This is a genomic window from Vibrio kyushuensis, assembly GCF_050337325.1.
In the GTDB taxonomy this organism is placed as follows: Bacteria; Pseudomonadota; Gammaproteobacteria; order Enterobacterales; family Vibrionaceae; genus Vibrio; species Vibrio kyushuensis.
Genome location: NZ_JAKJSV010000002.1, coordinates 161,721 through 181,791 on the forward strand (window position 1 = coordinate 161,721; position 20,071 = coordinate 181,791).

Sequence of the window (20,071 nt, forward strand, 5' to 3'; positions counted from 1 at the left end):
CCCTACGAATAGGGCTCTTTTGCATGTTTGCGGGTCTATACCGGGCCTTAAATCTTATGGGGTATATGTCGCGTCATCCATAGCCCTAAAAAAGATAACAAAATGATCATATATAAAGCCGTACGAAACGATTCGAGTCTTGCTTGAGCATAGATATCAGAGAGTGTGTTGATGTCCTCTTGAGATAGATTCGCTTGGGTCATCATCTCGATGCTTTGAGCGTTGCTGACAAAAGGAATTGAAATTTGGTCAGCGATCAATGTTTGTGTTTCGCTCGACATAGCAGGGTGAGCGTTGACCTCCGACTGAACATTCCCCGATAGAGAAAACAACAGTATAGCTCCCGACACTGCAATACCTAATGCACCACCGAGGTTTTTCGACGTTGCTTGAGCACCACCAGACTGTTGAGCTTCACGTTCACTTAATGATCCCGTTACGATAACCGGTGCGAAACTCATTAAAAAGCCTGCGGTAAGACCAATGCATAGTAAGCCAAAGTAGGCGATTAATGAGAATGAAGTAACGCCAGCACCTATGCTTAAAGCCATAATTCCTACAGCTAATAAAACGTAGATGAGTTGGCTAAAGAATTTCATTGATAGTAGCGCAATAAGTTTAGGAGTGATGATAGATCCAATGATGAGGCCAGCAGCAAGAACAGAAAAAACCATTCCTGATTGTGCTGCACTAAGGCCCAATGCCAATTGCAGATAGATTATGACTAAAAAGGCGACAGAGGCGGTGAGCAAGTTAGATGCAAGCATCATATAGAAGCCAGACAAAACGGTTTTGTTTTGAATGAAGCTCTTCGGTACTAACGCGGAGCCGTGCTTTAGTTCAAAGTTAGCTTCCCATGAAAAGAACAGCTTCAGAAGTATCAATCCTAACGTGATCATTGGCAATACTGGCGAGTAGCCAAATAGATGTACATGACTCAACGGCTGAACGACGCCCCATGAAGAGATCATTAGAAGGCTAATAATGATGCTCAGTAGCGCAGTGCAACTTAATAGAATACCGACAAAGTCTACTTTTACGGTCTGTTTTGACCTCGCCAACGGACTAAGAAAACGAGTGAATACCAATATTGTAGCGAAGTAGCTTGCGACGACTAAGTAGGCCGTTTTAAAACCGAAGGTATCAATGATTAGACCTTGTACTATCGGGGCAACAGCAGCTAATACGCCTAAACATGCCGCGATTACCGCAAAGGCTAGACCACGATCTTTACCTTGGTAAAGTGCCGGTATGTGCGCTAAAACTGAGGGAATAAGCAGACACGCACCAATAGCGGTTAATCCTCTACCCGCTAAGATGAATGTTTGCATATTGGGAGAGAAAGCAGCAAAAACTGACCCTAAAATGGCGAAAATTAAGCCGATTTTAAACTGGTTTCGCCAGCCGATAATTAAGCCTGTAAAGCCACCGACAATCATTAGTGATGCTGCCAACATAGCGTAGGTTGCGTTGGCAAATTGAATTTGTGGCATGGTTGCATTGAGTTCTTGAGTGAGAACTTCTGCCGCCACTTGCATCGTTGAAAGGTCTAGCAAGGTACCAAGCTGCGCTAATATTAGAACAATTAAACTTAACCACTTAACAAAGCCTGTCGGGCTAGGGGCGGTATTGGTGTTGGCCTGAGTCATAAATTCTACCTGATAAAGTTTTAATTTTAAGTTGCTTAAATTTTTGAAATAAATTTAGTTTGAGATAAGGTTTGGTCACTTGGAGGGCACCGGAACCGTTACACTGACAATGTTAATTACATAGGTGTTGAACACGGCCTTGTGCTACTTTCTATTTGCCAGCATTGCTAATGATTAGAGTGTCTACGTATTGTTCGGGTAGGGTAGCTATTTCACAAACTGCTTCAATAGCTATTTTATTTAGCTATAATCCTAAGTTGTTGTTTAATTTGTATTTGTTGTTTTTAAAGAATGTCAATTGTTGCGAGAGTTAATCTATGGACGTCATTAATTTCTATAAAATTTATCGTGTATCAATGGAGTTTAAAAAACTAATACATGATGCGTACCCAAAGAAAATGTCGACGTTGGAATTCTTCATTTTGTTGCATGTTGGTCGGCAAGAGGGCGGATGCTCGCAATATGATTTAGCGAAAGCGATGTCTTTACAGTCGAGCAGAGTAAACCCGTTAGTCCGAAAACTGGTGGAAGAAGATCTATTGGTAGAGCACAGCATTGAGTCGAATCGCAACAAAATGAGTATATCGACCACCGATAAAGCCGATACGATTGTCGCTGAGGTCATTGATACTTCGCATAAAAAAATTGATTATGTTGAAGGTCACAACAAAGAATACGGTGAGATGCTTGATTTACTGTTTAAGAAGTTGATTGATTAAAAAACACGGAATTATGAGTTAATCAGTTCTTGTTTATATGATAAGTTTGTATCAGCTAGAGCAAGGATATTTTGATAAAGGTTTCATTTTACCTAATGTCAAACAACAGAATAACTAAATTTCAGTAACAAAAAGGCGAACACAATGCTCGCCTTTTGGGACGTGATTTCAGTGTTATTCGATAATGACTATTTAGAGGTTCTCTGAAGGTCATTCAAAACAAAGCTACCATCAAAAAATCCTTTTTCAGGTCCGTATAGCCTAAACAATAAGAAAAATTCTTCTCCCTTATTTAAATTCATGCAGTTTACCTTACCCTCACAATTGGAAGACCAGTTGACCGTTGCGCTACCGTCATCATTAAATACAGTAGAGGGTTCATTTGACGCGATACCAACGGTTTCTGCATCAATTAAGAATGCCCCAGTTTGAGTGCTGTAGGTTAACGCAGACCAGAAGCGTCTTGCTGGGACATTCGCTGGGACATGTAGGGTATAGTCATTGTCCCCATTTAATAACAAACCATTTTCGTCTTTACCATTTTTTATATAAGTTGTTGATTTACTATCGGCTAAACTCGCTGGTGGTGCAAAGTAGAAATAGAATGTGGTGCCCCGAGATTGATAGTCGTTCCAATTGGCATCAACATAAGTTGCATCAGTGGTCATCATGGTACGTGGCACAGGCAAGGTCCACTGTGCTTTATCACCCCATAAACGTTCTGCATAAGTGGCAACATCGTACTGAACCTCTTTATGCAGCTGCTGAGTTGCTTGTGACAGCAATTCAATTTGAGTTGGGCTAGGGTTAAATGGTTTTCCTTTCTCTATACCTAAGCTTTTCATCATGCCATAGAAGGCTTTTTCATCTGCTTTGACGACTTCATTTTGAATACGTTGATTTGCAATTTCCCAATAGCTCTCATCAAACTTAATCGTTGCATCGTACAGTTTCCCAGACCAGTCAATGTGGTTAGTTTGTTTTGATTTGTCGCTATATGGGTACACTTTAACTTGCTTAACATACTCCACGTGTTGTGCCATATCTTCAGCTGAAGTCGTCGTTGTTAATGAACGCATAGATAAATAACCACGGTACGTATCGTAGTTTACCGCGATATATTCAGATGGGACTTCACCTTGGTAATTCGGACCAATAAGTAGGTACTTGCCACCTTTTCCGGCATCGGCCCCATCTGGACCTACATCTTGAATTGGTTTATGCCATGAGTCTAAGAAAGTACCAAAAAATGCATTTTCTTCGGTTGATGCGGGTAACTCGATAACAATGGCGTCATGTTTTGATAAATCAGGATAGACATGGACATAAGGGCTATTATTATTTGCCGTTACAGCCTGAGCAAGGTGGTCCATTGGTTTACTGTAATAGAATACGCTTAAGTCATCACCACCGAAATCTTCAATTGCTCTAGTAGCCATGGCATCCCATAAAACCTGAGGCATGATCCAGTGACCAGCTTCAATAGCACGACGAAGAAAACGTGTTTCCTCGATGGAGTTGGCTTGCTGCTGTTGTTCGATTATTAAGTCGGTGTTGTTAGCTAGGATAGGCGTGCTGATGGTAAATAGGGCCGTCGACGCGATAGATAAAGCAATGAGTGATTTGCGCATAATATTCTCTCTAGTTGATAGTGTATGGGCTTGAGAGAACTTTATCCTGAACGGTTATTATGAATTTCGCAGCATGCGAAATTGAAGTGAAGAAACAAAAATTATTTCAACAGAGTCACTTTTTTATACCCTTGGGTAATTACATTATCAGTTTCAAGTTTTTTCATTAGTCGTGAAATTTTATGTCGACTGGTGCTGAGATAGGAAGCAAGTTGATCGTGAGTAATTGTGATGGGATTGTTGGGATCTTGAAGCTGTTCTAGTCGTTCTAATACTCGTTGCTCAAGTGGTTTGGTTGTGATGCTGTCGAATTTATAATACATGGTACGCAGGCGCGCTACGACGTTCTGGCAGATGAATTGGTGCAATTCATAACTAACGGTTGGGTCTTGCTTTAACTGCGACCATGAGATATTGAGCTCCATGACATCAGTCAATGCAGTTACGGTATAGGGAAGGGGCAGTCCATCAATATAGGCCGCGTCACCGTACCAAAATCCGTCACCGCACTTCTCGACGATGACATAGTTTCCTTTCTCATCAATATATGACACTTCCACTTTTCCAGAAATCAATAAACCAATGCGGTTGGGGGTGTCTCCTTGACGAAATACCTGGCTTCCAGTTTTGTGAAGCAGAGTCTGATGTTTGAGGGAAAACAGTTGGTGCAGATGAGGGTATATTTCAGGGTTGATATACTGTTTGAGTAAAAGGGTTATGTTTGCAGTTTCGGTGTTAGTCATATTTATAAGCTCACTTCTAGAATAGCGATGCATTGATTAGGGTAGCCCATAATATAACTGCAGAAAAATCGTTTCTTTGAACTGATTGAACGTTGGGAAGTAAAAAGCCACCAATTAGGTGACTTTAATAGAACTGAAGGTTCATTTAATCACAAAAATTTTGAGTAGTGACCACATTCCCAACGTCTGGGCCATAGAAACGCTCGACGTAATAGTAGGGTTCACCTGCGTTTACTGGCATCCAGTAGGTATCATCTTTCGGGTCTTCTGAGCTGAACGTGATTTGGATATTTCCTTCTTCATTCGGTTTGGTGTTGTAGGCGTTATACACGTCTTGAGCATCTGGCAGCGTATTGCGTGTGAGTGCGCTGTAACGAGTGATTGACCAAAACTCGGATACGTTATTTGCGTAAGGCATAGTGACAACATAAGGTTTTTCGCCGTTTAAACGCTCACCATTACATTGATTGAAAATACCCGTGTAATACGCGTGCTCTACTGGTAGCCCTAAATGCCCAACAATCGCCGCAGCGCGATTTCGCGGATCTTGAGAACCAAACTCTTCACTGTCTATTGGCCCAAACATGCCCGTATTGTCGATGATGTTTTGAGCGAAATATTGGCCAGCCCATTGGAACATCTGTTTGTGGGTATCGGCGTTGTATCCAATAGAGTCTTCTAACAGAGTGCCATTTTGTGGGTAGGCGTCGTGCGTTTCTAAAGTGAATTCGATAGCATCATCAAAATTCAGTTGGCCTTGTTTTCCAGTCAGTTTGATTTTCTGTTGAATTGCTTTGGTATTTTCTACATCGTTCGGCGTTTTGACTTGAGTACGGATGAAAACATGCGGGTAATCACCGCGGCTCATAATAACCTTGCCCTGTGGTACGTCACCTTGGTAGTCGTGTCGTACGAATACATAGCGTCCATTGGGGCGAATTTCATCGAAAGTTGTGTAGTGCTCTTGATCGGTAATGTGAATTGAGAAGTAACGGTCATCTTCTACAAAAGGCATCTCTAGAACAACTGGGCCATGGGTCAAATCGACAATAGCCTTGGTATACAGATGATCCAATGCCGGCGTAACGACTGGGTCAGTGCCTTCTGTTGGAAGTGTTGTGGTGTGTAGAAGAGTGTTCGTTCCCCCCGCCTGTTCGGCGGTTTCCTTCATGTACTCAGCGTGGTGGAAAGCTTTGTAGGCGTGCAAATCAGAAACCGTTGGCTCCGCAATATTTTGCGCAATTGCGGTTCCGCTTAATAGGACTGATAGAGTAATTGCTAGGTATTTAACTTTCATAGGTCACCTGTTGTCAGTGTTCATCATCAAATGGAATAATCGACTTTTTTTCGTTAAAGACACTATAAATAGGTGATCGGGGTTAAAATAATGAAACGTTGGTAAAGGTGTTATAGCAAATTGTAATATCATGATTATTCTGAAATGAAACGTAGGGTGACGTGGGCATGAAACAATTAGATCTAAATTTACTAAAAGTTCTGCGAGCACTCTTAGAACAAAAAAACACCAAGAAAGCGGCAGAAGTCCTCTATTTAAGCCAACCCGCGGTGAGTCGCTCCCTGAGCCGTTTAAGGGATTACTTTGATGATGAACTGTTTATTCGAACCTCACACGGGCTAGAACCAACGGCTAAAGCGGAAGAAATAGCAGGGCGTCTACCCATGGCAATGGATCTGCTTTACGATGCGGTGAATGGTGGGGAAGTATTTGACCCTAGTGTTTATCACGGTAAAGTCACGATTGCTTTGAATGGGTTTATAGCACAATGGCTTGCACCAGAGATCATTACCCGGATTGTAAAACAAGCCCCTAATATTGAGCTCCATCTGACCAACTGGGAGTCATCAACGCCAGATGCGATTATGGATGGACATATCCATGTTGGTGTTAACTATTTTCCACTGGACCTCTCAAAGCAGTTAGTGCAGGCAAAGCTAGGGATGGATAGCTTTGTGGTTATCGGTCGTAAAGAACACCCGTTATCATCTGTGACTATAGAGCCTGAGGACTTTAAAACTTACCCTGTCGCATCGCAATTGATCCCAAATTGGAATGAGCATCAGAATCGCACCGCAGAAGGGCTGAAAGCGTTTGGCATCACACCTAAGATCCAACTGAGAAGTGCACATCTAAACATCATTTTAGATGCGATAAACAATACCGATATTGTGTTCCCATGCTCTGAACGTTTAGCAAACAACATTTCAGATGAATATAAGATGTGGCGTATTAGCGGTAAATTAGAGATACCAAATGGGGAGTTTGCCGCCGTTATTTCGAACAAAACGCGCAAGCACCCTTTGCACAGCTGGTTACTTAGCTGCATCAAAGAGTGTGCGAAAAAGGCGGCATTAAAGAAGCTCTAAATTTAAAGTAATTTGTTTTGGCTAAGTGAGCGTCGCTTTAACACCACTTAATTAGTATTCGCTAAAAACCAGATGTTAATATAATCAGCCAATGGTTTAAAAGCAGGGTTTGACCAATTGATCGACTCGGCATCCCCCGTGCCGATAGAGCCACTATTCTCAAAGTCAGTGCCGTTTGATCCTTCAAGTTCACCGACGCTGTTTTTGGCCGGATCTTTCATGTAATCGTGAGTCATACCAATGATTGCACCCATATTGAGGTTTGAATCTAGAATATGAATGGGATCTCTGTTGCCTGTTCCGTCCGGGTCATCATCAGGATCAATTGAGCATGTGTTTTTTGGTAGTTGGCCATTCCCATAGTTGCACTGGTTGTAAATCAGATACTCTGAAATACCTTGCTTTGATTGAGAATCAAGGATTTGTAAGAACTCATTGTAAGCAATTTTTAAAGCGGCACCCGCAGAGCTATTGTTGTTTTCATCAACATAATAATCAAAGAGTTGAATGAGCTTTTGGTAGGCGGCCAATTTGGTACTCTCATCTATGTAGATTGTATTGTTATTACTATCTTTATCCTCAAGATGGGTATAAACAAGTTCAATACCATCGATGACCTTAGCCATGCCATTCACTTCGTTTCGACTATCAGCAAGTGCGAGAATAAAATCATCAATTGAAGATAAGTTCGAAGGGTCGGGTGCGTCTTCAATAAGCCCTATCACCAATCGTTTATTGTTTAATAGTACTCTTACATCATCATGGCTATTGTCTATGAAGTCTGTGATTTGCGTTACGACCCTCTGTTGCTGTTCGTCTGTGACTGTCGCGCCAAGCTTTAGGATGTATATGCCGTTGTCAAAATGACAGTTTGGAACATCATTACGAGTTGAGCAGTTATCTACAGCTGTCTTAAGAGAAACACTTGTTGTGTGGCGATGAGAGTTTGTCGACTCAGACTGAATAGTTGCTTCATTACATGCTGTTAAAGCAAAGCAACTGAAAAATATGGTCATGGATGTATATTTCAATTTCTATTCCAAATTTGGTGGGCAATAAGCGAATAATTAATGTGAGATAGATTGTAACCTAACTAATTACTTATACGGCGAACCCTTACGTTGGCTTACGTGAGCTTACAAACAAACCAAAGAATTGGTGCTACTATTTTCTCGTTATCTACTATTAATATAAATCGCATTTATATTCTCACTTGAGTCTTGTTTATTAATTGTGTAGTGATGATCAATTAATAAATTTAATATTTAAATGCAACCAAAGAGAATTAAAAATGAAAAAATCAGTATTAGCCCTTTCTATTATTGTCGCGTCTTTATCTACATCTGCTATTGCCCGAGATGGTGTATACGTGAGTGGCGCTTATTCAATGATGTATCAAGACGCTATAATTTCAGCAACTAATGATGTTGAAAATGGTTACGCAGTAGCCGCTGGATATGACTTCCCAATGGGCAGCTTTTTTGTATTGGGCGCAGAGGTAGAATATAAAAATCTAGGCTCTACTACAGAAACGGTCTTATCTGACAGCCTTAAAGTGTCTATGTCTTCTTATGGTGTAAACATATTGCCAAAAATTTATCTTGGTGATAGCTTCCACGTTATGGCTAAGTTAGGTTTCCACAAGATTGAGGCTGATCTTACTTCTACATATCCAATGCCAGCATCATTAACAACCGCAAGCGATACGGCTTCTCTACTAGGCTTCGGTCTAGGTTATGACTTCACTGAGAATGTTGCAGTTCAGACAACGTATGAAATTCACAATATTGCTGGATACAATACCGCTTCTGCTAATGTGGGTCTAAAATATACTTTTTAATTAAGAATTATGTCCGACTAAATATCGGATATTATCGTTATATAATTAGAGACTATTTATTAAGTGTAATGTAATGAAAATTAAATTAATCCAAGCTAGCGTTCTAATGTTGATTAGTTTATCTAATATGACATTTTCAGCCAGTAATTTATGTTTTGAAACTGAGGTGGATGAGTTTACATGTAATTTAAATAGTAAAATAGTCTCTATTTGTACTTTAGGTGACAGACACATCTATCGCTTTGGTAAACAATCTAATATTGAGCTTGAAATTGAGTCTAGAGATACCATCGAATATTACACTTTTAGTGGCGGTGGAGAGAGGGTTATTACGTTTGTAAATGGTCAATACTCATACGTTATTAACTCTCGAACGATAAGAGCGGAATATATACTAGGTGGATGGACATCTGAGACATTTGCTAACTTAACAGTCAGCAAAGGCTCAGAGGAACTGGTGACTTTAGAATGCGAAGAACCTTGAGTGTTTATAAAATGACTAAGCTATCATGATGTAACACTGTTATTGACTCGACTGTTCCGCTTCAACTTGCCATTGCTGTGATAGCCAATAATAGGGAAACCCGTTTCTATGTGGCGCGGTACAGTTAATTCTATGACGTCCCTGACGGAGCTCTTTCGGTGGTTTGACGGTAAATGAAAGCTCGTTTTGCCAATCGACATTAATTGGCTGTCCTTTAAAGAAGCACTGTAAATGTGGGTAGTGAACTTCATTCGATGGGAGTAGTTCAACCGATAGTGTTGGAGTTGTGTCGGTCGTTTGGGGATCAGGCAAGTTTGCGTAATCAAGAGGCAACGGAGATGCGCTGATCTTATAACGCAATGAGGAAACGCTAGCGTAATTACCTGCGGTATTAAACCGTGGTAGCGCTTGCCAGTCACTTGTTGTGCCAATCGAGCCAGACTGTTGCCCAAAGGCGATGTACCCTTGTTCACCTAGCCACTGTTTTAATTCGTTATTGTACTCACCATAAGGGTAGGCGAAGAGTTTAGGCGCGTGACCAATATGATCAGTGATGGTTTGCTGAGCCGTTCTAATGTTTCTGGTGACGGCGTTAAGCCAATCTGATTTGCTTAATGCTTTTTTTACCAAGTGGTCATGATTTATGGTGTGGTTAGCGATGGTCACACCGTCATCAGCCATTTCCATCAGTTGGTTCCAAGAGCAATAGTCAGGGTAGTTTCTGCTTATTGGTTCGGTGGTGATAAAGACTGTAAATGGGAGCCCGCGTTTTTTAAGCTCTGGGTAGGCCGTTTCACACACGGAAAGGAAACCGTCATCAAAGGTGAGAGCAAGACTCTTTTCATCAAGCATTTCTCCTCGGCGAATCTTCTGAACGGCTTCTTCGAGATCGACGACTGTGTATCCTTGTGCTTCAAAGTGTTCAAGTTGAGCGATAAAGTCGGCGACTCTGGTTGAAGTCGTGTGGGCTGTGTCATCTGAAATATGGTGGTAGAGAAGGACATTGAGTGGCTCAGCAAAAGCACTACTGCTTACTAAACACAACATAAGGAATATTTTCTTCAACACGTATCTCCGATGATCAATTATCACGTCACTCAAGGGAAGTGTATTTCGACTTATCGTTTTAATTGACAATAGTGTGTAAATTCTCATTATAAGAGTGTTTCATAAGGTTACCTGATGTGTGAATCATTGAGTGTAGAACACATAATTTACGGTATATGACCCAGGTAAATGTGTTCATAACCACTTGATAACATACATATTCCAATCTCGTTTTTCTTGCCCGTTCAGGCACGTTAGATCATAGCTTTTACCTGACGGTTTTCGTTCAAAAGGTGTGACTAACTCCCTAGTTTTCAAGCTTTGGCGAATAAGCGATTCTCTGGCCATTGCGAGCCCCATTCCATTTCTTATGATGTTTCACTGTGTTTATATACAGCTTTGATCTTGTGCCATATGACAATAGTCGTTACTATCCAAACACATGTACATGCCAGTAAGAGATAGAATGCGAGACTCACTAAGAGAAAAAATCATTCAAGTTTGCAATAAAAAAATAGCTCAAAAAGGCGAGGGCGTCGGGGTATCATTCTATGCTTTTTTTGCTAATAAAAACGATGATCCTGAACTACTGATGGAAGCGGCAACGTGGTGGATACACACCCACAAACTCGACCATTTTGAAAAAGCAGTGAAAATTATGGCGATGGTGGACAGGGGAGATTAGGTAACTTGTGAGGTGAACCTGATACCCGACCAAAGGTACTAATAAGATTAGCGTTCTAGCCGGGCTTAGATTGTTTCAAATGATTAGAAAAAAGCGTGGATGAGGGTCATTTGATCAGTCACAGGGCTATCTGGGAAGAAAGAGTTTTGGTTCATGTTCTCTTGGTTACTGCCTACATCTTTATTATCGATATTTGTGTAAGAAGCAGAGGTGCAACCACCAATAAAGGCAACGGCGAGTAGAGCTAATAGTATTCTTTTCATATGTCATTCCTTAACAAGTAAACAAAATATCTAGTCTTAGGCTAGCCTAAGCTTTGATTCCTTTATGTTATTTAATTGTAGTTAATTTATTGCATTTGATATGACGTTTTGAGTATATCTAGGTGTGTATTATTTGGCTTAAGATCACAATCTTGAGTGAGTTTTTTGTAATGGTAAAAATTCGATAGATTACTAGAATACTTAATCTAAATAGCCGCCTTTGAATCTATGATTGGGTGCTGCGATTACTTTTATTCTGCGGACCAAAGTAAATGTCTTTTCGATTTTCTAACCACAACTCATGCTTTTCCATCACCTTAGAAAACATCGCACTTTGTAAATAGCTATCCAGCCATTGACGTAATTTGGGATATGGACTTTGCAGGTACCATTGTCTTTCGATTCGAGCAAATTTGCGAATAAACGGAACCAACGCAATATCAAGAAGGCTCTCTTTATCAGACAGCAGATACCGATGCTCTGTTAGCCTAGCTTCTAGATTTTGGATATGAACTTCACAGGCTTCCCTGCACTCACCTAAGTTGTCTTCGTGGTACCTTTTAGCACAGCTGTAGGCGTTGAACGCAGGAATAAAATCACGCTCAAATTCACTAATTAAAGTCACCATTGTCGGTAGCTGACTCTGATCGTCGGTATGCAGAAGGTTATCTGGGTCGTTTTGCGATAGTGCCCAGAGCATAACCTCTAGGCTCTCCTCTAAAATCATGTCTTTGTTTGCCGCTATGTTCTTTTCAAGTACAAGAACTGGCACGCTGCCTTTTGGCGATGCGGCTAGCATCTCTTCAGGCTTGTTATTGAGTTTTACAGCGCGAATCAAAACTTGCTGCTGGGATTTAAACAGAGCAATGCGGGCACGCATAGCGTATGGGCAATTTTGTAATGAGTAGAGGATAGGTGTGTTCTGCATGGAGGCGTGTTATGTGTTTAAGGGGCTTCTTTCTAGCCTAACGTGTTCTAGAACACATCGACAGGACTATTTTCAGGACGGAATTTTTGCTCTCATTGTCTTTACTATCTTGTCTTATTACTTTTATCAATAATAATGAAAGTAACATAAATATGATGATTAGACAGTTTGTCTGGGAATCATCATTAGACTCGTCAGTTATTAGTACATTGGTTGGTAATTGCTCAAACTCTGAATTATCAATGTCGCTAGGTATATTCTAAGGAAGGACTTACAAATGATTAAGTTAGAACAAAACTGTAAAGTTAACAATAAATTACAAGAAGTTGGGAAAACCCTTTACGTACCTCAAGGCTATGTCGGTTTTTGCTTCCAACCTACTAAGTTTCCTGATACTCGTCGCTCTGCCTTATTCACAACAGGAGTAGGCCCGTGTCACTGTTTAATCATCGTAGAGAACGAATCTAAGAGTGTACTTCTTTGCCATCTCGATGGTGATTTTACTAAAGAAGCGGTGGCTCATACGACTAAGTTGATGAAGATTTTAAGTGAAGGTAGTGGGTCAAAGAGCCCTTACTTTAGTGTATCACTGGCATCATCTAGCCCGATCGCAGACACAAAAGAGCGAGCTCAGAATGTATCTGCGGCGATCACCGCGTTCTGTGGGAGTGGACTTTCTGGGCGTTTAGATGGTCCAGTCAATGCGATTGAAGTTAACCGAACCGATCATGTCTTTCTAGTGGGTGAAAACACGCACTTAACAGGTGAGGTTGATCAGAATAAGTTTGTTGATAAATCCAGTGGTGCGCCTGGTTGGGCAGATTGGCAGAAGATTGGTGGCATGAGTCCTGGTTTTAGTGGTCGCCGTATCCGACACTTGCTGGACCTAAATGCAGCTCCTAAAAGTTACATCTCAGCGGGTTAGTTAAGTGATGCTACTTAATGCTAGTGTTCAGTAAGCTGAATCTTTAATACAAACAAAAACGACCAGAGTATTCTGGTCGTTTTTGTTATTGGGTTTGCTGTATCTGGCAAGTAACCGCACATGACGATCAGAGCAGTTCCGCCTTATTGGCTAACCAGTTTATCTTTTAATTGGTAACGTATCACTTTGGGCATTTAACCCCTGTTGCCAAAATGCCACTTCCATGCGAGTCGCCGTTTTAAATATATGGATAAGGTTTTGGCCTCGTTCGCTATTGATGTCGACCTCTGCCAAAAGCTGATTAAAGTACTTAGCACCTTCAGCGACACCTGATTGGAACTCTTCACCACCATAAAGGTTAATCCAACTTGCGTATGGGTTACCTTCTAAGACGGTCGTTTCGCTTTCTATCAACCTCTTACCGATAACCGCATAACCAATTGAGCAAGGTGCGAGCGCCGCATAGAGGTCGACTAAATCTCCTGTCATCCCTGCATCTAACACGTAACGTGTATATGCGACCGTGCCAAAATCTTCGGGTTCATTTTCAAGGTCAGATTCAGTTAAACCCCACTGCCCACAGTAGGTAACATGATGACCGATCTCTGAATCCAATAAAGCATGAACGCTAGGTAAAGCGCGGCGCATATCTGCGAGTGTTTTTGCCTTGTAGATAGCAAGAGCATAAGCACGTGCATATTGCTTTAGGAACAAAAAGTCTTGCTTCAAATAATGAAGGAAACAAGGTTGGGCAAGTGTACCGTGAGCTAACTGAGTGACAAAAGCATGCTCAGTATAGTCGTGCCAATCTTGCTCACAAGCTTGAATCAAATCTTGGTATTTCATCGTTTTATCCTGATATGTGGTGATACTGAAAACCGGCTTAGTTAAAAACAGGCACGTAGCTTTCAGCTTTTGGCAATGTTTTGATGATGCCTTTGTCAAACATGAACTGGGCGTAATCGTCATAGCGTTTTAGATCAACCGCAGATGGACGCAGTGCAAAACGCGTTAATGTGTCATTCCAAGCACGTTTGTTTAGCTCGTTATTTAGCGTGTCTGGAGAGTAAGCAACAAACTCATTCCAAGACTCTTGAGGGTGATTGACGATGTAAGTTGTAGCTTGCTCTAGCGCCTTGTTGAACGCTTTGATGGCTTCAGCGTCGTGCTTGTCTGCGTTAGCAACGAAGATCAACTCGTCGTACGCTGGTACGCCGTGCTCTTCAGGGAAAAAGGCTTTTGCTTTAAAGCCTTCTAGCGCAAGTTGATTGGTTTCGAAGTTGCGTAAGCCACCCCAAATGGCATCCACTTTGCCAGAAGCGAGTGAAGAAGATAGTGCCCAGCCAACATTGATGGTTTGAACATCTTCAAAGGCGACGTTTTCTTGCGCTAGCATGGTGCCAATAGTCGCTTCTTCATTGCCTGCGATTGCGATGCCAATCTTCTTACCTTTTAGATCAGCAAGGGAATCGTTCTTACCGTTATCCAACACCATTAAAGTGTTAAGGGGTGTGGCAATCAGCGTTGAAGCACGCACGAGCGGTAGACCTGCTGCAACGTCCATAGTTAAGCTTGGTTGATACGTAACGGCAAGATCAACACGACCAGCGGCAACAAGTTTTGCAGGTGTGCTTGGGTCAGCTGGTTCCTGAATCTCAATGTCAATGCCTTGGTCTTTAAAGTAGCCACGTTCGTGTGCGATAACGATAGGTCCGTGGTTAGGGTTTACAAACCAATCTAGCATCAGTGTCATGTTCTTTTCTGCAGCTAAGGCGTGGCCTGAAGAGAGAGAAGCAAGCAGTGCAATTGCACCCATTAATTTAGTCTTTTTCACGATTATTCTGTCCTTTTGAATGTTATTGTCGTTCTTGTTGAGTTTGATTATTTTCATCCACCACTGCGTTTCAAAGTGGACTGTTTCACTGGAAGATGGTGTTATTTGTTCTCCCATGGAATAGCTTTTTTCAATAGCTTATCGGTAATGAAGTAAAGAGAAATTGAGAGCACGGCTAAGATAAACAGTGCGGCAAACATCTCATCGACGATCATGCGCGCATTAGCTTGTAGCATCAGATAGCCTAGACCTTCACTTGAACCCACCCACTCACCTACAACCGCACCAATTGGCGCAATCACGACTGCAACACGAATGCCTGAGGCAAGAGTAGGTAGAGCTGCGGGTAATTGAATATGACGTAGTAACTGCCATTTAGATGCGCCCATGGTTTTCGCCAAGTCCAAATATCCTGTGGGCGTATTTCTCAAGCCGTCATAACAGCAGGTCGTCACAGGGAAGAAGATGATGATGGCTGCCATTACTACTTTAGAGGCGATGCCGTAACCAAGCCAAAGCATCAGAATTGGAGCAATGGCGAAGACAGGAATGGCTTGGCTTGCGATTAAAATAGGCAGCAACCAACGTTTCAGTGGTTCAAACATCAGCATTTGAAGGGCAAAAAATAACCCCATGGAGAGCCCAAGCAACAAGCCGAGTAAGATCTCCTGCGCGGTCACCCAAGTATGTTTAAGCAACACGTCATGACGTTCGATAAGTTTATGAAACACCTCTATAGGTGCAGGCAAAATGAAACTTGGGAGATCAAATAGAATAACCGCAAGCTGCCAAAGGCCCAAAATCACGGTGCTACTGATGATGAGGCGCAGAGCTGGGTGAGTGACCCGTGCTTTGTTGGTTGCATTTACATTAGCGTCGTTAGAACCCACTGGCTTATTTAACGTTGGATTAGGTTCTAGGTGCTGATTGGGGGCGGTGCGTTGATCAGTCATAATCTTGCTCCAACTGGTTCAAGATCGCTTGCTGAAGCTGAGCACACTCACCATCCAATATTCGTGGAGTGCCTGTTGAAGGAACAGGCAAGGAGTGGGCGTTAGCAGGGGTGCTTTTTAGTACGTATAGATTATCAGCCAAGCGAACCGCTTCTTGTGGATCATGGGTGATAAGAACGACTGTCTTTCCTCTTAGTAACTCACAGGCAAGTGTTTGCAGTTTATGTCTTGTTACTGCATCGAGTGCCGAGAAGGGCTCATCCATCAATACTACGGGCTTGTCTTGCATTAGCGTTCGAGCCAAAGCGACACGTTGACGCATCCCACCTGATAGTTGATCAGGTTTAGCGTCAGTGTAATCAGCGAGCCCCACGTCTTTTAAGAGCTTCTTTGCTTTGGCTTTGCTGCTTGAATCGGATTCGTCACTAGAGGTGGCACCCGATTGAGAAGAGGTAAAACGACTACTCAGACAGACATTATCTATAACCGAGAGCCATGGCAGTAGTAAATCTTGTTGCGCCATATAGGCGATACGGTCGTTAAGCGCTTTATCATCTGAGGTACGAAGTGACCCTTTCCATTCGACTTGGTCTTCGAGTAAACCCGCTAAGTAACGCAGCACGGTCGTTTTTCCACACCCACTACGCCCGAGTAATACCGTCCAACTTGATGCTGCTAAATGCAAGTTGAGATCAGCTAGCGTTGCAATCGAGTTATTGAGGTAGCGCAGACTGGCATTACTGATTTCAATACTCACATTTGTATCGTTGCCAACGCGTACTTCAGAGATCTTATCCTCTACACTTTCCGTATTAACTGACATCGGCATGCCCGGTAAAGAAGTGGTTTACCGGGCCGTGACCATGACCAATCTGCAATTCATCGGCATGAGCGATGGCGTGAGAAATATACTGCTTACCCAAATTAACCGCTTGAGTAAGTTCATTACCTTGAGCAAGAAAAGACGCTATCGCGGAAGAGAGGGTGCAGCCTGTTCCGTGAGTATTTTTGGTTGAGGTACGTTTTGCACTAATCAACCCTGAATGATGTGGAAGAATAAACAAGTCGTTACTGTTTTCATCTTTCTCTAGATGGCCGCCCTTAAGTAAGACTGACTTAGCACCTAATGCGCGCAGATCGTCAACCATGTCCTGCATATCTGATTCACTTTCAGGGACTGATTTTCCCGTTAACGCAGCGCCTTCAGGCAGGTTAGGGGTGATTATGTCTGCAAGAGGAATGAGCTCTTGTTTTAATGTGCTGATGGCAGAATCTTCTAGCAGTAAGTCACCGCTAGTCGCCACCATGACTGGGTCGATGACTAAATGTTTAGGCTGGTATTGTTTTATTTTGTCGGCAACGACTTTGATGATTTGGGAGTCAGCCAACATACCAACCTTCACCGCAATGATATTTAAGTCGGTAAAAACCGCATCCAATTGGCTTGCCACATGGTCTAAAGGGATTGGAAAAATGGCGGAAACACCTTGGGTATTTTGCGATGTGATGGCGGTAATCACAGAACAAGCGAAGCTTCCGGTAGCAGACATTGCTTTGATATCCGCTTGAATACCCGCGCCACCACCACTGTCAGACCCTGCAATGGTCAATACGATAGGTGTGTTAGGGGTTACAACATTGGCTGAAAATTGAGAATTTAAAGACGGTTGAGTGTCCGAAGGTACTTGAGTACTTGAAAGCTGTGTCATGGTTGCTCCTACTATCGAAAAGACGCAGGAGAACAGGCATTGATCTATGAGGGGTGCATACAGAGGAAACCATTGGATGGAAACCATTGAAGTACTATACAGATTAAATGCTTATAGTTCCCTACGCCAGTACAAACTGAATCAGGTTCAACGGGTCTCGAATCTCGATCTCAGCAAACACAGATAACTGTATTGGCTCCCCGACTATTTACATAATCATAACAGTACTTCTTCCACAGGTGTACCGCTTTTAGCTATTTTGAAACAACGCCGCTTGAAGTCTAAAGATGGCTTTTATTATTTTGATGTGACTTGGTTTCGTGGGTTAGTTTATCTGAGCCGTTTTATATTGAAGCGAATAGGTCACCTTGCCTTTATCTTTGCGTATTAGTTTGTCCAACCCTTTTTGATTGAATTCGCGGAACTGTCCCATTTGCTCAGGTGTTCTGTTTGACTCACCCACATTGTCTGTCTCTAATGAAAGTAGGAAGTTGCTCACATCAGTGATTGCCTTAGTGTAACCAGGCTTAGACATTAAATCATAGTCATTTAGGTTGATCGCTTGGCGCACTTCTTTTGACCAGTAGAACTCAAGAAATGGAATTACCTGTTTTGGTTTGTTCCAACCCACGTCACGAGAGAAATACATCAATGAACGATATTGATCGTTTTCGAAATTCTCTAGACCCAGAGACAGTGGCAGGCGAGTGGGTGTAATTTGCTTACCTTCGCTATCAAATAGCCAAGTATTACCGTCAGCGATCATGGCATCCCAGAAAGCCGCCATATTATTTAGATCACGGTAATCCTTTTCTACTACGACGTGAACGGGGAAATCGTTACCTCCTTCAGTCATGGTCCAAAAAACGTTAAAAGTATGGTGACCATCAGTTAGGTAGTAGTCCCCATTCGGCGCGATGACGATGGTCTTCATGTCCTTCTCACGTGCACCGACTTCTTCCTTACACTCGAACGTTGTTGAGTCATGAGCGATTGAAGTTTTTTTGTCAAAAGAGGCTAAACCACGTTGGCCATTGGCTTCACAGATCTCATCAAACAGCTTTTTCTTATCTTGTTCGAATCGACCTAGTTTGTAGTAAACCTGATCGTAACCAACAGATGGCTGAGTTGGGGAGACGTCATTAAGTTTGATTTGAATGACATCACCTTGTGTCACTTTTCCTGCGAATACAGCGGGAGCAGTAAGCAGTGCGCCGATAGTGAATAGAAGTGTTTTTGTTTTTAGTGTTTTATTGATGAGCATGCTACTGACCTAGCCATTTAAATTAGACGATAATTTAAATGGCTAATATTGCAGATAGATGAACAGGAATTCCCTAACGTGAGCCGCTGCTAAAATTGTGTCTCATGCTGGGTTTAGTCTATCAGGTTTGAATTTTTTACTTATTGATGACGAGTCCGATACTTTCTATTTCTTCTGTAAGGTTAATCCCGTTGTATTGAGGAGCCAAGGATAAATCGCCGATCTGAAAAGTCTGCACTGATTGACCTTGTTCTAGTTGGATTAAGACTTCCCCTTTTGGTGTATAAGCTCTGCTAGAACCACAGTATTCTGCCACTATTTCATCCGTGATATCTTTGCCCGTTCTATTACATGTAATGATATGGCAGCCACTCTCCAAAGCACGAGCTTGAGCAATCGAAAAGCTTTGTTGACCATCAAAGTTTGCAGGGTGAAGAATAATATCGGCGTCTTGGTACGCTCTTGTGATTTCTGGGAACCAAATATCAAAACAGATAGCTACGCCAAACTTTAAACCTTTGTATTCAAAAGTTAACGGTGTCTCGCCTCTAGAAAAGTAGCGCTTATCGATCTGGTTTTTACTGATCTTTCTGTATTTGTGGAGCAGACCATTTTGATCAATGACTGCCACGCTGTTGTAATAATGGCCGTCCTCTTTTTCAGCGAGCCCTGCGACAATAAGAGTCTCGTGTTTTTTAGCCAGTGACGTTAATGATTGAATAGTCTCACTGTCATTAAAGTCTTCACCTAAACTGTGGATTTCAGCAGGCTCATTGAATATGTAACCGGTTGAAAACATTTCTGGGAGTAGCGTTATATCCCCGACCACTTGAGCTTTATCCAAGAGTTCTGAAACCGATTCAATATTCTTGTGTTTATTTTTGTATTCGACGTGCAGTTGAATAATGGTGATATCCATATTCTTTTTCATCAATTAACTCTTTTTTGAAACTAAGCCTAGTAGATATTGGATAGTATCCTACTATTTGGTTCGTCACTATTAAGCCGTTGC

21 protein-coding genes and 1 riboswitch are annotated in these 20,071 nt (G+C 42.0%); of the genes, 6 read left to right on the forward strand and 15 right to left on the reverse strand.

All coding sequences use genetic code 11. The features are described from left to right. Positions 1-47: 47 nt before the first annotated feature. On the reverse strand, positions 48-1,649 hold the full coding sequence (locus L4D20_RS00740; protein ID WP_428799651.1) for an MFS transporter: 1,602 nt from the start codon (positions 1,647-1,649) through the stop codon (positions 48-50). A 356-nt stretch (positions 1,650-2,005) separates the two neighbouring features. On the opposite strand from L4D20_RS00740, the gene L4D20_RS00745 reads away from it, so the two are divergent. Continuing rightward, positions 2,006-2,368, forward strand: coding sequence for a MarR family transcriptional regulator (locus tag L4D20_RS00745; RefSeq protein ID WP_428799652.1), 363 nt, complete (start codon positions 2,006-2,008; stop codon positions 2,366-2,368). Positions 2,369-2,556: 188 nt separating this feature from the next. Here L4D20_RS00745 and L4D20_RS00750 read toward each other — a convergent pair whose 3' ends face one another. The 3 genes from L4D20_RS00750 to L4D20_RS00760 all read right to left on the reverse strand — a co-directional run bounded on the left by L4D20_RS00750 (position 2,557) and on the right by L4D20_RS00760 (position 6,039). Beyond that, positions 2,557-3,999, reverse strand: coding sequence for a DUF1254 domain-containing protein (locus L4D20_RS00750; RefSeq protein ID WP_428799653.1), 1,443 nt, complete (start codon positions 3,997-3,999; stop codon positions 2,557-2,559). A 101-nt stretch (positions 4,000-4,100) separates the two neighbouring features. Continuing rightward, the gene (locus L4D20_RS00755) at positions 4,101-4,742 is read right to left on the reverse strand and encodes a Crp/Fnr family transcriptional regulator (RefSeq protein WP_428799654.1); all 642 of its coding nucleotides are present in this window, start codon (positions 4,740-4,742) and stop codon (positions 4,101-4,103) included. Between the two features lie 145 nt (positions 4,743-4,887). After that, on the reverse strand, positions 4,888-6,039 hold the full coding sequence (locus tag L4D20_RS00760) for a DUF1254 domain-containing protein (RefSeq protein ID WP_428799655.1): 1,152 nt from the start codon (positions 6,037-6,039) through the stop codon (positions 4,888-4,890). A 167-nt stretch (positions 6,040-6,206) separates the two neighbouring features. Between L4D20_RS00760 and L4D20_RS00765 the strand changes: the two genes are divergently transcribed. Further along, entirely contained in the window at positions 6,207-7,127 is a 921-nt protein-coding gene (locus tag L4D20_RS00765; protein WP_428799656.1) for a LysR family transcriptional regulator, read from the forward strand. A gap of 47 nt (positions 7,128-7,174) precedes the next feature. Here L4D20_RS00765 and L4D20_RS00770 read toward each other — a convergent pair whose 3' ends face one another. Further along, on the reverse strand, positions 7,175-8,158 hold the full coding sequence (locus tag L4D20_RS00770) for a hypothetical protein (RefSeq protein WP_428799657.1): 984 nt from the start codon (positions 8,156-8,158) through the stop codon (positions 7,175-7,177). A gap of 260 nt (positions 8,159-8,418) precedes the next feature. Between L4D20_RS00770 and L4D20_RS00775 the strand changes: the two genes are divergently transcribed. Further along, positions 8,419-8,967 (forward strand): outer membrane beta-barrel protein, encoded by a 549-nt coding sequence (locus tag L4D20_RS00775; protein WP_428799658.1) that lies wholly within the window; start codon positions 8,419-8,421, stop codon positions 8,965-8,967. A 73-nt stretch (positions 8,968-9,040) separates the two neighbouring features. After that, the gene (locus L4D20_RS00780; RefSeq protein ID WP_428799659.1) at positions 9,041-9,451 is read left to right on the forward strand and encodes a hypothetical protein; all 411 of its coding nucleotides are present in this window, start codon (positions 9,041-9,043) and stop codon (positions 9,449-9,451) included. A 39-nt stretch (positions 9,452-9,490) separates the two neighbouring features. Here L4D20_RS00780 and L4D20_RS00785 read toward each other — a convergent pair whose 3' ends face one another. Beyond that, entirely contained in the window at positions 9,491-10,519 is a 1,029-nt protein-coding gene (locus tag L4D20_RS00785) for a polysaccharide deacetylase family protein (protein ID WP_428799660.1), read from the reverse strand. Between the two features lie 445 nt (positions 10,520-10,964). Here L4D20_RS00785 and L4D20_RS00790 point away from each other — a divergent pair, with 445 nt between their 5' ends. Continuing rightward, positions 10,965-11,183: a DUF6500 family protein gene (locus L4D20_RS00790; protein ID WP_428799661.1), complete on the forward strand. Its 219-nt coding sequence runs from the start codon at positions 10,965-10,967 to the stop codon at positions 11,181-11,183. Positions 11,184-11,266: 83 nt separating this feature from the next. Here L4D20_RS00790 and L4D20_RS00795 read toward each other — a convergent pair whose 3' ends face one another. Next, entirely contained in the window at positions 11,267-11,446 is a 180-nt protein-coding gene (locus tag L4D20_RS00795; protein WP_428799662.1) for a putative periplasmic lipoprotein, read from the reverse strand. Between the two features lie 226 nt (positions 11,447-11,672). Further along, positions 11,673-12,374: a glutathione S-transferase gene (locus L4D20_RS00800; RefSeq protein ID WP_428799663.1), complete on the reverse strand. Its 702-nt coding sequence runs from the start codon at positions 12,372-12,374 to the stop codon at positions 11,673-11,675. 277 nt (positions 12,375-12,651) lie between these two features. Here L4D20_RS00800 and L4D20_RS00805 point away from each other — a divergent pair, with 277 nt between their 5' ends. Then, positions 12,652-13,299 carry a hypothetical protein gene (locus tag L4D20_RS00805; protein ID WP_428799664.1) on the forward strand — a complete coding sequence of 216 codons (648 nt, stop codon included), beginning with the start codon at positions 12,652-12,654 and terminating at the stop codon, positions 13,297-13,299. Between the two features lie 159 nt (positions 13,300-13,458). Here L4D20_RS00805 and tenA read toward each other — a convergent pair whose 3' ends face one another. From tenA to L4D20_RS00840, 7 genes are all read right to left on the reverse strand, one after another. After that, positions 13,459-14,145, reverse strand: a complete 687-nt coding sequence (tenA, locus tag L4D20_RS00810) for a thiaminase II (protein ID WP_428799665.1) — start codon at positions 14,143-14,145, stop codon at positions 13,459-13,461. A 37-nt stretch (positions 14,146-14,182) separates the two neighbouring features. After that, positions 14,183-15,133 carry an ABC transporter substrate-binding protein gene (locus tag L4D20_RS00815; RefSeq protein WP_428799666.1) on the reverse strand — a complete coding sequence of 317 codons (951 nt, stop codon included), beginning with the start codon at positions 15,131-15,133 and terminating at the stop codon, positions 14,183-14,185. Between the two features lie 101 nt (positions 15,134-15,234). After that, positions 15,235-16,086 (reverse strand): ABC transporter permease, encoded by an 852-nt coding sequence (locus L4D20_RS00820; RefSeq protein ID WP_428799667.1) that lies wholly within the window; start codon positions 16,084-16,086, stop codon positions 15,235-15,237. Further along, a complete protein-coding gene (locus L4D20_RS00825; RefSeq protein ID WP_428799668.1) occupies positions 16,079-16,909 on the reverse strand; it encodes an ABC transporter ATP-binding protein in 831 nt (276 codons plus the stop codon). The genes L4D20_RS00820 and L4D20_RS00825 overlap by 8 nt, the downstream gene beginning before the upstream one ends. Next, positions 16,899-17,795 (reverse strand): bifunctional hydroxymethylpyrimidine kinase/phosphomethylpyrimidine kinase, encoded by an 897-nt coding sequence (gene thiD, locus L4D20_RS00830; protein WP_428799669.1) that lies wholly within the window; start codon positions 17,793-17,795, stop codon positions 16,899-16,901. The genes L4D20_RS00825 and thiD overlap by 11 nt, the downstream gene beginning before the upstream one ends. 101 nt (positions 17,796-17,896) lie before the next feature. After that, positions 17,897-18,008: riboswitch (TPP riboswitch) on the reverse strand. Between the two features lie 112 nt (positions 18,009-18,120). Next, positions 18,121-19,059 carry a ParB/Srx family N-terminal domain-containing protein gene (locus tag L4D20_RS00835; protein WP_428799670.1) on the reverse strand — a complete coding sequence of 313 codons (939 nt, stop codon included), beginning with the start codon at positions 19,057-19,059 and terminating at the stop codon, positions 18,121-18,123. A 136-nt stretch (positions 19,060-19,195) separates the two neighbouring features. Continuing rightward, positions 19,196-19,990, reverse strand: coding sequence for a carbon-nitrogen hydrolase family protein (locus L4D20_RS00840; protein WP_428799671.1), 795 nt, complete (start codon positions 19,988-19,990; stop codon positions 19,196-19,198). Positions 19,991-20,071 lie beyond the last annotated feature (81 nt).

What these genes read in the sequence shown, in the direction of transcription:
- L4D20_RS00760 (WP_428799655.1), bottom strand. Translation starts at nt 6,039, where the DNA reads ATGAAAGTTAAATACCTAGCAATTACTCTATCAGTCCTATTAAGCGGA.
- tenA (WP_428799665.1), bottom strand. Translation starts at nt 14,145, where the DNA reads ATGAAATACCAAGATTTGATTCAAGCTTGTGAGCAAGATTGGCACGAC.
- L4D20_RS00755 (WP_428799654.1), bottom strand. Translation starts at nt 4,742, where the DNA reads ATGACTAACACCGAAACTGCAAACATAACCCTTTTACTCAAACAGTAT.
- L4D20_RS00780 (WP_428799659.1), top strand. Translation starts at nt 9,041, where the DNA reads ATGAAAATTAAATTAATCCAAGCTAGCGTTCTAATGTTGATTAGTTTA.
- L4D20_RS00790 (WP_428799661.1), top strand. Translation starts at nt 10,965, where the DNA reads ATGCGAGACTCACTAAGAGAAAAAATCATTCAAGTTTGCAATAAAAAA.
- L4D20_RS00765 (WP_428799656.1), top strand. Translation starts at nt 6,207, where the DNA reads ATGAAACAATTAGATCTAAATTTACTAAAAGTTCTGCGAGCACTCTTA.
- L4D20_RS00800 (WP_428799663.1), bottom strand. Translation starts at nt 12,374, where the DNA reads ATGCAGAACACACCTATCCTCTACTCATTACAAAATTGCCCATACGCT.
- L4D20_RS00775 (WP_428799658.1), top strand. Translation starts at nt 8,419, where the DNA reads ATGAAAAAATCAGTATTAGCCCTTTCTATTATTGTCGCGTCTTTATCT.
- thiD (WP_428799669.1), bottom strand. Translation starts at nt 17,795, where the DNA reads ATGACACAGCTTTCAAGTACTCAAGTACCTTCGGACACTCAACCGTCT.
- L4D20_RS00825 (WP_428799668.1), bottom strand. Translation starts at nt 16,909, where the DNA reads ATGTCAGTTAATACGGAAAGTGTAGAGGATAAGATCTCTGAAGTACGC.
- L4D20_RS00835 (WP_428799670.1), bottom strand. Translation starts at nt 19,059, where the DNA reads ATGCTCATCAATAAAACACTAAAAACAAAAACACTTCTATTCACTATC.
- L4D20_RS00750 (WP_428799653.1), bottom strand. Translation starts at nt 3,999, where the DNA reads ATGCGCAAATCACTCATTGCTTTATCTATCGCGTCGACGGCCCTATTT.
- L4D20_RS00840 (WP_428799671.1), bottom strand. Translation starts at nt 19,990, where the DNA reads ATGAAAAAGAATATGGATATCACCATTATTCAACTGCACGTCGAATAC.
- L4D20_RS00795 (WP_428799662.1), bottom strand. Translation starts at nt 11,446, where the DNA reads ATGAAAAGAATACTATTAGCTCTACTCGCCGTTGCCTTTATTGGTGGT.
- L4D20_RS00740 (WP_428799651.1), bottom strand. Translation starts at nt 1,649, where the DNA reads ATGACTCAGGCCAACACCAATACCGCCCCTAGCCCGACAGGCTTTGTT.
- L4D20_RS00745 (WP_428799652.1), top strand. Translation starts at nt 2,006, where the DNA reads ATGGAGTTTAAAAAACTAATACATGATGCGTACCCAAAGAAAATGTCG.
- L4D20_RS00820 (WP_428799667.1), bottom strand. Translation starts at nt 16,086, where the DNA reads ATGACTGATCAACGCACCGCCCCCAATCAGCACCTAGAACCTAATCCA.
- L4D20_RS00805 (WP_428799664.1), top strand. Translation starts at nt 12,652, where the DNA reads ATGATTAAGTTAGAACAAAACTGTAAAGTTAACAATAAATTACAAGAA.